This is a genomic window from Phytopseudomonas daroniae, assembly GCF_004327275.1.
Classification (GTDB): Bacteria; Pseudomonadota; Gammaproteobacteria; order Pseudomonadales; family Pseudomonadaceae; genus Aquipseudomonas; species Aquipseudomonas daroniae.
This window is the reverse complement of record NZ_QJUJ01000002.1, coordinates 264814-279379: the sequence shown is the minus strand read 5'-3', so window position 1 is coordinate 279379 and position 14566 is coordinate 264814. Positions and strand designations below refer to the sequence as shown.

Below are 14566 nucleotides of genomic sequence, written 5' to 3'. Positions count from 1 at the left end.
CGGAACGCCCTCATGAGTGCGCCGCCTCTGCCCATTTCTCAAGCTCAGGGCCATACCCGCACGGGCTTCTCGACCAGCCGCCTGGTGCCCTGGTTGCTGCCGGTGGGCCTGTTTGCACTCTGGTACCTGGCCAGCCGCTTCGGCTGGATGAGCGAACAGATCCTGCCGACACCGGCGCTGGTCTGGCAGACCTTGCTGGAACTGGCTAGAGACGAACTCTGGTTCAATCTTGGCATCAGCCTGCAACGCCTCGCCTACGGCCTGCTCGGTGGTGTGACGGCCGGTGTGCTGCTGGGTACGTTGCTGGGCATCAGTGGCCGTGCCGAACGACTGATCTACCCGACCTTCGCGGCATTGGCTCAGGTGCCGACCCTGGCCTGGATTCCGCTGTTCATGCTGCTGTTCGGCATCGGCGAAGCACTCAAGCTGGTGGTATTGATCAAGGCGGTGATCGTGCCGATCACCGTACACACCCTGGTCGGCGTGCGTGACGCGCAACCGCGCCTACGTGAAGCAGCGGCGGTTCTGCGCCTGCCCTGGCACCTGCGCATCACCCGCCTGGTGATTCCCGCTGCCCTGCCCTCGTTCATGGCTGGCCTGCGTCTGGCGCTGGCTACCGGCTGGTCGTCGCTGCTGGCGGTGGAACTGCTGGCCTCCAGCGAGGGCATCGGCTATCTGATGGTCTGGGGGCGCCAGCTGTTCATGCTGGATATCGTGTTCGTCTGCATTCTGGTCATCGGCCTGTTCGGCATCGTCTTCGACCGCGGCGTGCAATGGCTCGACGCACACCTGATCTATTGGCCACATCCGCCCACTGCCGAATTGCGCCTGCGTGGCCGGGGGAAGGGCTGGGCGCGCCTGCAGGCCTGGCTGTTGCCACTGGGACTGGCCGCACTGTGGCAGGTCGCGGTGATGGCGCGCTGGGTCGACGCGAGCATTCTGGTCGCCCCGCTGGATGTGCTGCGCACCACCTGGCAAGGCCTCGTCGATGGCAGCCTGATCCAGGCCATGCTGCAGAGCCTCGGTCGTGCTGTCGGCGGTCTGTTGCTGGGCAGCAGTCTTGGCCTGCTCAGTGGGCTGATCCTGGGGCTGTGGCGACCAGCCGAACGGCTCTGCGGGCCGACGCTCAGCGCCCTGCGGCAGATCGCGATTTTTGCCTGGGTGCCGCTGCTCACCGCCTGGTTTGGCCTCGGCGAGCTGGCCAAAGTGGTGTTCGTCAGTCTGGCCACCTTCTTCCCCTTGCTGATCGCCACCCAGCGCGGCGTGGTCAACCTGTCGCCACAACTCGACGAAGCCGCCCGCGCCCTGCGCCTGAACAACCGCCAGCGCCTGCTGCGCCTGATCCTGCCCGGCGCCGCGCCAGCGATCTTCGCCGGTCTGAAGCTGGCCCTGATCTTCGCCTGGCTGAGCACCATCGGTGCCGAATACTTCATGCCCTCAAATGGTGGCATCGGCAGCCTGATGATCGGCGCCCAGCAACTGTTCCGCATGGATCAGGTGATGGCCGGCATGCTGCTGATCGGCCTCACCGGCGCCCTGCTCAACCACCTCGGACAACTGATCGAAGCGCGTGCCACGCGCTGGAGAAACGCATGACCGCCCCAGCTCCCATCGTCAGCTTCGACAAAGTCGGCAAGTTCTTTCCCGTGGAGAGCGGCGAGCTCGAAGCGATCCGCGAATTCAGCCTGCAGATCGCCGAAGGCGAATCCATCGCCATCCTCGGCTCCAGCGGGTGCGGCAAGTCCACCCTGCTGCGCCTGCTGATCGGCCTCGACCGCCAGTTTCGCGGCAGCATCCAGATCGACGGCAAGGCAGTCGACGGCATTGGCAGCGAAAGCGCCATCGTCTTTCAGGAACACCGCCTGTTCCCCTGGTTGAGCGTGGAGCAGAACATCGAGCTGGGCCTGGTCAACGAAAACCTGACCCAGGCCGAGCGCTTGCGCCGGGTCAACGAGTTCGTTCATCTGGTTGGCCTCGATGGCTTCCAGCGGGCTTATCCGCACCAACTCTCCGGCGGCATGGCACAACGCGTGGCCATCGCTCGCGGCCTGGTATGCAGCCCGCGTATCCTGCTGCTCGACGAGCCCTTCGGTGCACTGGATGCACTGACTCGCCAACAGATGCAGGAAGAACTGCTGACCATCCGCGCCCGCGCTGGCATCACCAGCCTGCTGGTGACCCACGATGTCGAGGAAGCCATCTTTCTTGCCGACCGCGTGGTAGTGATGGAGCCGCGACCGGGGCGAATCAAGCGCATCGTCGATATCGACCTGCCGCATCCGCGCAACCGCAACAGCTACGACTTCCTGCAGTTACGCGAAGACCTGCTGTTCCAACTTACCGGCGACGGCGAATACCGCGCCCCACCACCGCGAGTGGAAGACCTGCCGCTGGCTTCCATTGCCTGGTGAGCGCTCGGCATCGAGAAAGGGGAAAAGCGGTAGCGTGATGGCAAGGGATGGGCTGAAGCGAATCACCGTCGCCCCCACCTACCGACTTAACGAACCACCTCGGCTGCCTGACTCCAAAGGATCCGGGCGGCCAAGGTGGTTGATCAGGATCAAGCAGCGCGTTCTTCGCTAGGAATCTGCTTGTGCCACAAGGTGGGGATCAGGAACACGATCGCCAGTAGACAGGCGCCGACCAGCAGCACGAAGCCGCCGTCCCAGCCGAAGTGGTCGACGGTGTAGCCCATTGCCGCACTCGCGGCGACCGAACCACCCAGGTAACCGAACAGACCGGTGAAGCCTGCGGCAGTACCCGCTGCTTTCTTCGGCGCCAGCTCCAGGGCATGCAGGCCGATCAGCATGACCGGGCCGTAGATCAGGAAGCCGATGGAGAACAGCGCGGCCATGTCGACGACCGGGTTGCCTGGCGGGTTGAGCCAGTACACCACGGTCGCGACCGTCACCAGCCCCATGAACACCACGCCGGTCAGGCCGCGGTTGCCGCGGAACACCTTGTCCGACATCCAGCCGCACAGCAGCGTGCCGGGAATGCCTGCCCACTCGTAGAAGAAATACGCCCACGAGGTCTTGTCGACCGTGAAGTGCTTGACCTCCTTCAGGTAGGTCGGCGCCCAGTCCAGCACGCCGTAGCGCAGCAGGTAGACGAACACGTTGGCCAGAGCGATGAACCAGAGCATCTTGTTGCGCAGCACGTACTTGACGAAGATGTCGCGGGTGCTGAATTCCTTCTCGTGGCTGGCGTCGTAGCCCTCGGGATAGTCGTTCTTGTACTGCTCGATGGGCGGCAAGCCGACCGATTGCGGGGTATCACGCATGGTGGCGAAGGCGAACAAGGCCACCAGCAAGGCCACTGCAGCAGGGACATAGAACGCCGCATGCCAGTCGTTGAACAGGCCCATTCCCACCAGGAACAACGGCCCGATCAGGCCACCACCAACGTTGTGGGCGACGTTCCAAACCGAAACCACGCCACCGCGTTCCTTCTGCGACCACCAGTGCACCATGGTTCGACCACTGGGCGGCCAGCCCATGCCCTGGGCCCAACCGTTGATGAACAGGAGGATGAACATCATGGTGACGCTGGACGTGGCCCAAGGCGCGAAACCGAAAACGAACATCACGCCCGCCGATACCAGCAAGCCGAATGGCAGGAAGTAACGCGGATTGGAGCGGTCGGACACCAGTCCCATGAGGAACTTCGACAGCCCATAGGCGATGGCGATGGCAGACATCGCCAGGCCAAGCTGCCCGCGGGTATAGCCCTCCTCCTCGATCAGATAGGGCATGGCCAGCGAGAAGTTCTTGCGCAGCAGGTAGTAACCGGCATAGCCGATGAATATCCCGGCGAAGATCTGCCAACGAAGGCGGCGGTAGGTGTTGTCTATCTGCTCATCAGGCAGGGTTTCCCGATGAGGGGCTGGGCGGAAGAAGGCGAACATCCAGGGACTCCAGTTCTTGTTTTAGCTGCGCACTCGAATATGACAGTTATATGACATTTTCATTAACGAAAATAGCACTCACTACCGAAGCGGTAAAGACAAGAAACTGTTGGAATTCGAACGAGGCGATTTATTCAGACCGAAGGACAATTCGAAGTCACCCGGGTCGAGCGGAATCGGCAACTATCAATCGATGCTCGAACAACAAGGTTGATGTGTATCGTCGCAACATGCCCCGTTTCCCTCCCGTGATTGCGCGTGAAGCTGTCCAGTCGGCAGCCACAGCGCCAACAGTCCGCACAGCGGCAAACACGCGACCACCACGAACAACGCCTCTATCCCCCAGCGATCAGCCAGCAGCCCCAGCGCCGCGGCAGCAATACCACTCACACCGAAGGTCAACCCGAAGAAATAACCCGCCACCAGACCGACCCGATTCGGCAGCAACTGCAGGGCATACACGATGATCGCGGGAAAGGCCGACGCCATCAGCACGCCGATCACCACCGACAGCAGCACACAGGCGGAAAACCCGACGTGCGGCAACAGCAGAGTGAACGGACAGCTGCCGAGCAACGACAGCAGAATCACCCAGCGATGACCGATGCGATCGCCCAGAGGCCCACCCATCATGGTGCCGACCGCCACGGCAGCGAGAAAAACGAACAGTTGCAGTTGCGCTTCGGCCACGCTCAGTTCGAAACGCTCGATCAGGTAGAAGCTGTAGTAGTTGGCCATCGCCGCCAGGTAGGCGTACTTGGAGAGGATCATCACGCTGAGCAGGGTCATCGCCAGCAGCAGGTGTCGCCGCCCGATGCTCGCCATTGGCGGCAAGCTGCTGTTCATACGCAAGCGCGCGCCGAGATGTCGCTTCACGCTACGCCCGGCCCGCACCAGCAGAATAAACCCCACTAGCGCCAGCAGCGGCAACCAGGTCATCCCCTGGGCACCTGCGGGCAGCAGCACGAGAGCGATCAGCAGCGGTGCCAGTGCCGAGCCGATATTGCCACCGAGCTGAAACACCGACTGCGCCAGGCCGAAACGACCGGCCGATACCTGACGACAGGCGCGGGCCGCTTCAGGGTGAAAGATCGAAGAACCGAGCCCGACCAGCGCCGCCACCCACAGCAACCCGCTGAAAGACTCGGCCTCCGCCAACAGCCACAGCCCGACCGCCATGCACAACATGCCTGAAGGCAGTAGCCAGGGCTGGCTGCGGCGATCGCCCCAATAGCCAATCAGTGGCTGACAAAGTGCGCCAACCAGATGAAATACCAGGGTCAAGAGACCGAGTTGCCCATAGCTGAGGTCGTACTCGGTCTTGAGTGCCGGATACAGAGTCGGAAGCACTGCCTGCAGCATGTCGTTGAGTAGATGGGTCAGGCTGATCAGCAGCAACAGCGACATGGCGGGACGATCTTGCAGCGAGGCAGCGGCTGGCGTGTTGGGCATGGGAGGTCCGATAACGAAAGGTCGCGATACCGGGCCGCAAGCCTCTGCAGCCCGGCGCGCGCGAGACAAAAACCGGCGGGCATTCAACGTCGGCATCAGCCCTGGCACCAATGCATTTCGAGCATAGTTTTTTTGCTGTCTCCACATAGTGGCGGCAGGCCACGCCAGACCACGCTTATGCAATAAATGACTTAATAAATCATTTTTTAGTATTAGTTCGATTTCCTGTTTTGCCTGATCGTCCGTGCCCATCGCAGTCCTGGCGCCACCCTATTCTTCACGGAGCACCGATCATGGCCGTTTCCCGGCTCGCCACTTTTCTTCACCGCCTGCAAGCAGGCTTCGCTCTGTTCGCACTGCTGTGCCTGGCACAAGGCGCGTTGGCAGCCGGGCAAATCCGCATCGCCGTTTCCGACATCGGTGCAGGCGGCAAACCCGCCGGCGGCGGCCTGGTCGACGTACTGCATGCGCAGAAGCGTCTGGAACAGGAATTCGCTGGCGACGGCATCGAGGTGCAATGGGTGTTCGTCAAAGGCGCCGGCCCGGTAATCAACGAAGCCTTTGCCAATGGCCAGGTGGACATGGCTTTCCTGGGCGACCTGGCCAGCATCGTCGGTAAGTCGGGCAATCTCGATACCCGCGTGATCGCCGCCGCTGCCCGTGGCGTGAACCATTACCTGGCGGTGCGCCCCGGCTCATCAATCAAATCCCTGGCGGATCTCAAGGGCAAACGCGTCGGCCTGTTCCGTGGTACGGCGGCGCAGTTGTCGTTCATCAGCGCCCTGCGTTCCAGCGGTCTGCGCGAACGCGATCTGCAGGTCGTCAATCTGGACTTCGCCGCTGCCAGCGCAGCCCTGGCAGCCGGCCATATCGATGCCACCTGGGGTGGCAACAATACCCTGGCACTGGCGCAGCGCGGCCTTGCCGAACTGCCGGTGTCGAGCAAACACACCAGGCATGGCGCCGGTCAGTTGAGCGGCCTGGTGCTGGTCACCGAGCGTTTCGCCACACAGCACCCGCAGTGGGTGCAGCGCCTGCTCAAAGTACAGCGTGAAACCGTGCGCTGGGCCGGCGATCCAGCCAACCGCGACGCCTACATCGAACTGCAAGCCTCGCAGAGCGGCTACCCGCAGAGCCTGTTGCGTGCCGAGCTGGAGGGCGCCGAACTGGCCCAGTTGCTGTCACCGGAGCTGGACGACGCCTTCGTCGCCCGGCTGCGCGAATCCATCGAGATCGCCCAGGAGGCCAGGCTGATCCGCCGCCCCGTCGATCTCGACGCCTGGCTCGACAAACGTTTTCTCGAACAGACCAACGACCTGCCCTGATCCTTCAACCCCACTGCCTGTCCCACCGCCCGGTACGCCCGGCGGCGGGCGCCACCTGCACGCAGAAAGGAAACACCATGAAGCACCTGCCCTCCCTTATCACGCTGGCCCTGGCACTTTCCCATGGCATGGCCCTGGCCCAGAGCGCCGACATCAGCCAGGACAACGCCCGCCTGAAGACCGTGCGCGTCGATGGCCAACGCCTGCAACAGGATCCACAACGCACGCCCAGCTCCTCCACCGTGATCGACGGCAAGGAACTGGAACGCCAGGGTATCCAGTCCCTGGAAGACCTGCCGCAACTGGCGCCCGGCCTGGACGTGGCGGTGGTCGACCCCTTCGATACGCGCCTGACCATTCGCGGCATCGGTGACGGCGGCGGTACCGAGATCAACATCGGCATGCCCAGCAGCATCGGTTTGTTCCTCGACAACGTTTACCTGAGCCGACCGGGGATGCTCTCCAACGACCTGCTGGATATCGAGAGCGCGACCGTACTGGCCGGGCCGCAAGGCACACTGTACGGTTACAGCACCACGGGTGGCGCCATCGACATCCAGACGCGCAAACCGACGTTCACCCCAGAAGGCTCGATCCGCCAGTCCTTCGGCCAGCGCGGCCTGACCCAGACCCAGGCGATGTTCTCCGGCCCCCTGAGCGAAACCCTGGCCGGGCGTATCAACGTCTCCCATAGCGAGCGCGGTGGTTACATCAAGAACCAGTACAGCGGCCATCAGCTCGGCGGCAGCCTCAAGGATGGCGTGCGCGGCCAGTTGCTCTGGGTGCCGGCCGACGACTTCAGCCTGCGCCTGATCGCCGACTGGAACGATGCACGCAACGCGCCGGTAGCGGTACTGGAATCCACCAACCGAACCAATGGCCGTGACCTGTTCCTCGAGCGCGCCCAGGCTGCGGGCGCCCATCCGGTAGTCGGTGGCGTGAACACCGACGACGAGAATCACACCCGCCTGCAGCAGGGCGGCGTTTCCGCCGAAGCCAACTGGACGCTGGATGGCGGCTACAACCTGCGCTCCACCACCGCCTTCCGCTACTTCGGTTACAAGCCCAGTACCACCGACACCCTCGACATTCCGCTGTACTCGGACAGCGGCGCCGATGTGCGAGACCGTATCTGGTCGCAGGAGATCCGCCTGGATTCACCGCGCGGCGAGCATTTCGACTACGCCCTCGGTGCCCTGTACTTCGGCGAAAACCTCGACACCTACGCCCACGACCATTACGCCGATAACGACCAGGCCTCCACCTGGTATGGCAACAACGCCCTCAACGGCAAACTGGTGCAGCGCTGGGGCGAAATCGACGAGCGCATCTTCTCACTGTTCACCCAGGGCACCTGGCACGTCACCGACCGGTTCGACATTACCGCGGGCGTGCGCGGCACCCATCAGCGCAAGCAAGGCTCCTTCGTGCGGGTCAACCGCAACGACTTCGATTCCGGCGAGCTGGTGCAGCGCAAATTCCTGCCGTCCGGGCTGCTCAATTTCAGCTACTGGTTCCAGCCCGATGTACAGGGCTACCTGACCCTGGGCTACGGCGAAAAAGCCGGTGGCCTGAACATCTCCTCCGGCGCAGCAGGCAGTGCCGGTACCGAAAGCCTGTTCATCCTGCCGGAGTCCACCCGCGGCGCCGAGCTGGGCCTCAAGAGCAAATGGTTCGATCAGCGCCTGAGCGCGGATGTGGCGCTGTTCTGGTCGCGGGTAAACGACTTCCAGACCAGCGCCTATGACGAGGAATTCCAGACCTCGTACCTGATCAACGCCGGCAGCATCCGTTCTCGCGGCGTGGCGGCCAGCATCGGCCTGACGCCCATCGAGGGTCTGAGCCTGAACCTCGACGGCACCCTGCTCGATGCCAGCTACATGGAATTCGACAACGCCCGCTGCCCGGCCGAGGTGACCCTGGCCGGCAATGCACCGGCCACCTGCGACCTCTCCGGCGAGCAGGTCTTCCGCTCACCCAAGGTCACCTACAACCTGACAAGCCGCTATGACTGGGGGCTGGGCGACGGCCTCGACGCTCACGTTCAGGCGCGCTGGAACTACCGTTCCTGGGCCTATGGCACCGTCGACAACTCGCGCTACACCCGCATCCCCGGCTACGGCCTGCTCAACCTCTCCGCCGGTCTCGGCGGCCAGTACGACGACGGTCGCTGGAATGCCTCGGTATGGCTGAACAACGCCCTCAACAAGACCTACTACCGCACCCTCAGTGCCGGCAGCTATGGCGAGGTGTACGGCAACCGCGGCGAACCGCGCACCCTGGGTGTGACGCTCGGCTACGACTTTTAAAGCTTAAGAACGGGTGTCGCCATGCACAAACTGACCTTCTCCCGCCGAACCTTCGTCAAGGGCAGCGGCCTCGCCGCCCTGGCCACCCCCCTGCTGGCGGCCGGCGCCCTGGCACGTTCACCTGGCCGAGGCAATAGCGCACCCGCAGGCGCCGCCCTGCACTGGCTGGACGGTGAATTGCCACCAGCCTTCGCTGGTGTCACCTGGGGTACGCCCTGGGCTCAGGGCCAGGTGCCCGGTGACAGCGGCTTCGAGATCCGCGATGCCGTGGGCCGCGCCCTGCCGCTGCAGAGCTGGCCCCTGGCCTGGTGGCCGGATGGTTCGCTGAAATGGTCGGCGCATGCCCTGGCGCCTCATCCGGCGCCCAGTGAGCACTATGGCCTGCAACCCGTACCAGCGGTCGAAGCGCGCGGATCTTCACTGGTCAGCGAATCGCCTGGATCCATCACCGTCGATACCGGCGCCCTGCGCTGCGTCATCCCGCGCAGTGGTTCGCTGCTGATCGAACGCATCCTGCGCAAGGATCAGCCGGCACTGCTGGCCGGCGAACTGGTGTTGCAGGTACAGGGCGATCCCGATCGGGACGAGGTGGTGACACGCCGCTATCGCAGCCATGTCACTGAGGTGGAAGTCGAGCAGCCTGGCCCGGTACGCGCGGTCATTACCCTGCGCGGCGAACACCGCAGTGAAACGCCAGGGCTGCCGGCCTTGCTGCCGTTCACCGTGCGCCTGTACTTCTATGCGGGCTCTGCGGCCATGCGGCTGATGCATACCATCGTCTATGACGGTGATGAGCAGCGCGATTTCATCAAAGGCATCGGCCTGCGCTTCGGCGTACCGCTGGACGCCCCTCTGCATGATCGTCACGTGCGCTTCGTTTCGGCCAATGGCGGCCTTCTGCGCGAATCGGTGCGCGGGCTCAGCGGCTTGCGTCGTGATCCCGGCCCCGGGGTGGTGACGGCACAACTGGCAGGCCAGGCCACCCCTGCGCTGGTTTCGCCGATAGCCGAAAACCTTGGCTACGTGCCGGCATTCGGCAGCTATCGGCTGCTGCAGGCACACCCCGATGCGTACAGCATCAGCAAGCGCACGGCCAGCGGTCAGGGCTGGGTGCAGGTCGCCAATGGCGAGCGCGCTGCGGGTGTCGGTTACCTGGGCTCCCCCAACGGCGGCGTGGCATTCGGTCTGCGCAACTTCTGGCAGAGCTATCCAGCGCAGCTGGATATCGAAGATGCCCATCGCGATCTTGCCCAGGTTACCCTCTGGCTGTGGGCGCCCCAGGCCGAGCCGATGGACTTGCGCTTCTACCACGATGGCCTCGGCCAGGACACGCACGCCAAGCAGCGCGAAGCGCTGGATATCACCTACGAGGACTACGAGCCCGGCTTCGGCTCTCCCAAGGGCGTGGCGCGCACCAGCGAACTGCAACTGGAAGTGCTCGCCGCCACGCCGTCGAGCGAGCACCTGCTGGCCATCGCCGCGCGTATCCAGGAGCCACCGCTGTTGCAGGCCAGCCCGGAACGCCTGCATGCCGCCGGTGTATTCGGCCCGGCCTGGTCGCCGATCCAGCCACAGCGCCCCGGCGAGGACGAACTGGAAAAACAGCTGGCCTGGTACTTCGACTTCTACAAAGGCGAGGTCGAGCAGCGCAAATGGTATGGCTTCTGGGACTACGGCGACGTCATGCACACCTACGATGGCGATCGCCATGTGTGGCGCTACGATGTCGGTGGCTACGCCTGGGACAATTCGGAACTGAGCACCGATCTGTGGCTCTGGTACTACTTTTTGCGCAGCGGCCGGGCCGATGTGTTCCGCATGGCCGAAGCCATGACTCGCCATACCGGTGAGGTCGACGTGCACCACCTCGGCCCCTTCGCGCCACTCGGTTCGCGCCACAACGTGCGGCACTGGGGCGACAGCGCCAAGCAGCTGCGCGTGTCCACCGCTGCCAACCGACGCTTCCTGTATTACCTGACTGCCGACGAACGCACCGGCGACCTGCTGCGCGAACAGGTCGAGGCCCTGCGCACCCTGCGCGACGTAGTGCCTGCGCGCAAGATCGGCCAGCGCAAGGCGCAGGATCCGGACAAGGTCAACCTGTTCTTCGGCATCGACTGGGGCGCCATCGCCGCCGCCTGGCTGACCGAGTGGGAACGCACTGGCGACGCCGGCATCCGCCAGCGCCTGCTCAATGGCATGGAAAGCATTGCCAGCCAGCCACAGGGTTTCTTCAGTGGCTCGGCGGACATGCACATCGCCAGCGGGCGCTTCGATCGCAACGACAGTGGTCATCTCTACGTACTGCACCTGAGCGCAGTATTCGGCCTGGCGGAGATCTGCGGCGAGCTGCTGCAATTGTTGCCTTCAGCCACGTTCGAGCGCGCCTGGCTGGACTACTGCCGCCTGTACAACGCCAGCGCTGAAGAACAACGCCAGGCGCTCGGTCAGCCGCTGACCAAGACCAACCTGACCCAGGCCCACGCCCGGCTCAGCGCCTTCGCCGGCAATCACCTGCACGATGCGGCCCTGCAACGCCGCGCCTGGCAGGAGTTCCGCAAGGGTGAAGGCGGCATCCCGCGGCCCAACCGTACCTATCGGCAGATTCCCACGCCGGCCTACCTCTATCCGCTACGCGAAGCCGAGCCGGTTTCAATGATCGACCAGCGCTCGGGCAGCACCGCGACCGCCAACCTGTCGACCAATGCCGTCGCCCAGTGGGGACTGACTGCCATGGCGCTATTGGCACTGGCCGGCCCGCCGCCAACCATCGACTGAATCCACACGCCGGCCATACCGGCGCCCCAGCCGTAACAGAGAACACCTCATGCCTTTTCCCTCGTGCACCGAGCACCCCGTCGGCGGCAACAAGCTGCCGGACATCCTGCTCGAAGACGACTTCTCCCACTTCTCCACGCAACGCTGGCACGTCGAGGCCGAGGATCCGGCCACCCGGGTGCAGACCGAAAGAGGCCAACTGCTGATCGACAGTCCCCGCGGGGTGACCGTGTGGCTGAAACAGCCGCTGGACGGCGCCTACCGCATCGAATTCCAGCGCCAGGTGCTGCTGGGCGACGGCGCCAACGACCGCCTTTCCGACCTCAATCAGTTCTGGGCGGCACGCGACCCGGGCAACGCCGACCTGTTCACCCGCAGCGGCGCCCTGGCCGAATACGACAGCCTGGCCCTCTACTATGTCGGCATGGGTGGCAACTACAACAGCACCACGCGCTTTCGCCGCTACGACGGCGGCGGCCAGCGCCTGGTGCTGGGGGAATACCTCGATCCGGCACACCTGCTCGAAGCCAACCGCCCGTACCACATCGCGCTTGAACTGGACGCCCGGGGCACGCGCTATCTGGTCGATGGCGACACCTTCTTCCAGGCCCGCCACGACGGGCTTCCGCCGCCGGGGCATTTCGGTTTCCGCCAGGTCTGGTCGCGCCAGGCCATTTCGGCGTTTCGCGTGACACGACTGGGGTAGCTCGTCGGGAACCGCTCACCCCATCAGCAGGGCCGGAACGGAGGATGCGAGCAGAGCGACTCCCGAAGCCGTGAGCAGGCCCAGCACTATCTGCCGACATGGCTACCAGGCCGAAAGCGAACCCAGAAAGCCCCTGGGCGAAACCAGCCACCGCGGCTCCCAGGGCCACGATCAGATAGACGGAAGCAATCGCCATCACTCCTCCCGTCCCTGCAACGTCCTGTCGAGGAATGTCACGTTGGCCTCCAAGGCCCTGCGATTGGCTGCACGGGTGACGGCCAGCTCCGATCCAACCAGGCCGTGCCCCACGGCGGGGATCAGCACCAGCCCGACCTCGGCCCCTTGGCGGCGCAATGCCTCGGCCATGGCAACCGACTGCGCGGGGGGCACCACTCGATCATCGTCACCGTGGATCAGCAGGCTCGCAGGAGCGCGCCTGCCCAGCCTCGCCAGCGGGCTGGCGGCCTGCGATACCGCCCTGGAACACTCCGCCGGGGCGCACCCCAGCAACTTGCCGGCGGCCGCGGCGATGTCCGGATAGCTTGCATCCGCCAGCAAGGTCGACAGGTCATAGGCCCCGAACCAGCCGACCAGCGCACGCACCGGCAAGGGCGAGTCGAAAGCCGCCAGGGCGGCCAGATGCGCCCCTGCCGAAGCGCCCCAGATCGCCACTCGCGTCGGGTCGATGCCATACCATGACCGCGCGGATAGCCTCCAGCGGCGCGGGAAAGTGTGCCTCGCCGCTCAGGCGGTAATCGATCAAAGCGACTATGTAACCTCGCCCGGCCAGCTCCGCCAACAGCGCCGGGAAATCCTCCAGCTCCCCCAGCGCACGCGAATGGCCCCCCGACCAGCCGCCGCCGTGCACGAACAGCAGTAGCGGGCTGGGGCGGGCTTCTCCGGGCGGCAGATAGAGGTCGAGAGCCAATGGGCGGAATCCGTCGCGGCGCTCGTACACCAGCCCTGGCAAGCCCCGCACACCGCCAGCGAACGACACCTCGGCAAGCGGATAGGGGTCGCCTTGCTGAGAGCGTGCCGCTACCCTCGCTTCGCTGACTGAATCGGCAAGGCCGGCTGGTGCACACCACAGCAGCAACCAGACCAGTGGCAATAGACGCCTGTCAGGCATCCGTCGTCCCCGATTCGCGCACCTGCAATTCGCGATCGGCGTCGAGAAAGCTCTCGATCAGCAGTTGCGCCGGGTAGGACAAGCGATAGCCGGCGCGGCTGATGATGCCGTAATGGGTGTAGAACTCCTCACCCCGCATATCCAGCCCGGCCACCGCGAGCAACTTGAGACCGCCCGCACCGAGGTGAGGGTTGCTGTCGCTGACATTGGTAGTGCCGATGGCATCGGAATGCTGCAACACCGCGATCAGACTGTAGCCGTTCTCGCACTCGATACTGGTCTGGAAGTCCGGTTTGCCACTGAGCTCGACCAATGCCTTGCGCAGGTTCGGCGGGCGCACCGTACCGGCAACCGGATAGCCTAGGAGCTGCTCAACCGTGACCTCGTCGAACGCGGCCAGTGGATGTTCCTGGCGGCAACAGAAACCCCAGCGGTGCTGACTGAGTGGCTGCACCTGGTAGTCCGGATCGATCTCGAAGTTACGGCTATCGGCGACGAAGAACTCGAACTCCTCGGCCAGCAGGCGCTGCCCCAACGCCTGCCAGTTATCCACCTGAAAACGCAGGCGAACCTTGGGCAAACGCCGGTTGAACAGGCCGATGGCCTGAGGCATGAGCCAGGCAGCGGGCGCCGGGCCACAGGCGAAGCGCACCTCGCCAGCGTCCTGCTCGTTGAACTGGCGTACCTCGTTTAGCAACTCCTGGGCATCGCCAATCAACCGCCTGGCATGCTCCAGCACCAGACGCCCCTTGCGGGTCGGCTCCAGATTACGGGTGCGATCCACCAGCCGTGCACCAAAACCCTGCTCCAGCGCCTGGATACTGCGGCTGAACGCCGACTGGGAAATGCTCATCGCCTCGGCGGCCGATGTGAAGTTGCGATGTTCGACCAGCGCGATGAAATGACGAAGTTGGCGAAGATCGATATGCATGGAGCGCACAGCCACGAAATGGGATGTCG

The 14566-nt window shown here is 64.3% G+C and carries 8 protein-coding genes and 2 pseudogenes; 6 read left to right on the top strand and 4 right to left on the bottom strand.

Features of this window, described 5'->3' with window-relative positions; all coding sequences use genetic code 11:
• Window positions 1-78: 78 nt before the first annotated feature.
• Together DNK10_RS06405 and DNK10_RS06400 are read left to right on the top strand one after the other, a co-directional pair.
• Window positions 79-1596, top strand: a pseudogene (locus tag DNK10_RS06405) (ABC transporter permease); the annotation flags it as partial.
• A complete protein-coding gene (locus DNK10_RS06400; protein ID WP_131190950.1) occupies window positions 1593-2411 on the top strand; it encodes an ABC transporter ATP-binding protein in 819 nt (272 codons plus the stop codon). The pseudogene DNK10_RS06405 and the gene DNK10_RS06400, both read left to right, overlap by 4 nt.
• A gap of 149 nt (window positions 2412-2560) precedes the next feature.
• Here the strand turns inward: DNK10_RS06400 and glpT are convergent, their stop codons facing one another.
• Complete coding sequence (gene glpT, locus DNK10_RS06395) at window positions 2561-3907, bottom strand: glycerol-3-phosphate transporter (protein WP_131178480.1); 1347 nt, start codon at window positions 3905-3907, stop codon at window positions 2561-2563.
• A gap of 186 nt (window positions 3908-4093) precedes the next feature.
• Window positions 4094-5359: an MFS transporter gene (locus DNK10_RS06390; protein WP_131178481.1), complete on the bottom strand. Its 1266-nt coding sequence runs from the start codon at window positions 5357-5359 to the stop codon at window positions 4094-4096.
• A 293-nt stretch (window positions 5360-5652) separates the two neighbouring features.
• Here DNK10_RS06390 and DNK10_RS06385 point away from each other — a divergent pair, with 293 nt between their 5' ends.
• From DNK10_RS06385 to DNK10_RS06370, 4 genes are all read left to right on the top strand, one after another.
• Window positions 5653-6684, top strand: a complete 1032-nt coding sequence (locus DNK10_RS06385) for an ABC transporter substrate-binding protein (protein ID WP_131178482.1) — start codon at window positions 5653-5655, stop codon at window positions 6682-6684.
• Between the two features lie 77 nt (window positions 6685-6761).
• Window positions 6762-8993: a TonB-dependent receptor gene (locus DNK10_RS06380; RefSeq protein ID WP_131190949.1), complete on the top strand. Its 2232-nt coding sequence runs from the start codon at window positions 6762-6764 to the stop codon at window positions 8991-8993.
• A 21-nt stretch (window positions 8994-9014) separates the two neighbouring features.
• On the top strand, window positions 9015-11771 hold the full coding sequence (locus DNK10_RS06375) for an exo-rhamnogalacturonan lyase family protein (RefSeq protein ID WP_131178484.1): 2757 nt from the start codon (window positions 9015-9017) through the stop codon (window positions 11769-11771).
• Window positions 11772-11820: 49 nt separating this feature from the next.
• On the top strand, window positions 11821-12477 hold the full coding sequence (locus DNK10_RS06370) for a DUF6250 domain-containing protein (RefSeq protein WP_131178485.1): 657 nt from the start codon (window positions 11821-11823) through the stop codon (window positions 12475-12477).
• Window positions 12478-12672: 195 nt separating this feature from the next.
• Here the strand turns inward: DNK10_RS06370 and DNK10_RS26125 are convergent.
• Window positions 12673-13606, bottom strand: a pseudogene (locus tag DNK10_RS26125) (prolyl oligopeptidase family serine peptidase).
• On the bottom strand, window positions 13599-14537 hold the full coding sequence (locus tag DNK10_RS06345; RefSeq protein WP_131178488.1) for a LysR family transcriptional regulator: 939 nt from the start codon (window positions 14535-14537) through the stop codon (window positions 13599-13601). Before DNK10_RS06345 ends, DNK10_RS26125 begins: the two are co-directional and overlap by 8 nt.
• Window positions 14538-14566 lie beyond the last annotated feature (29 nt).

What these genes read in the sequence shown, in the direction of transcription:
- DNK10_RS06400 (WP_131190950.1), top strand. Translation starts at nt 1,593, where the DNA reads ATGACCGCCCCAGCTCCCATCGTCAGCTTCGACAAAGTCGGCAAGTTC.
- glpT (WP_131178480.1), bottom strand. Translation starts at nt 3,907, where the DNA reads ATGTTCGCCTTCTTCCGCCCAGCCCCTCATCGGGAAACCCTGCCTGAT.
- DNK10_RS06390 (WP_131178481.1), bottom strand. Translation starts at nt 5,359, where the DNA reads ATGCCCAACACGCCAGCCGCTGCCTCGCTGCAAGATCGTCCCGCCATG.
- DNK10_RS06385 (WP_131178482.1), top strand. Translation starts at nt 5,653, where the DNA reads ATGGCCGTTTCCCGGCTCGCCACTTTTCTTCACCGCCTGCAAGCAGGC.
- DNK10_RS06380 (WP_131190949.1), top strand. Translation starts at nt 6,762, where the DNA reads ATGAAGCACCTGCCCTCCCTTATCACGCTGGCCCTGGCACTTTCCCAT.
- DNK10_RS06375 (WP_131178484.1), top strand. Translation starts at nt 9,015, where the DNA reads ATGCACAAACTGACCTTCTCCCGCCGAACCTTCGTCAAGGGCAGCGGC.
- DNK10_RS06370 (WP_131178485.1), top strand. Translation starts at nt 11,821, where the DNA reads ATGCCTTTTCCCTCGTGCACCGAGCACCCCGTCGGCGGCAACAAGCTG.
- DNK10_RS06345 (WP_131178488.1), bottom strand. Translation starts at nt 14,537, where the DNA reads ATGCATATCGATCTTCGCCAACTTCGTCATTTCATCGCGCTGGTCGAA.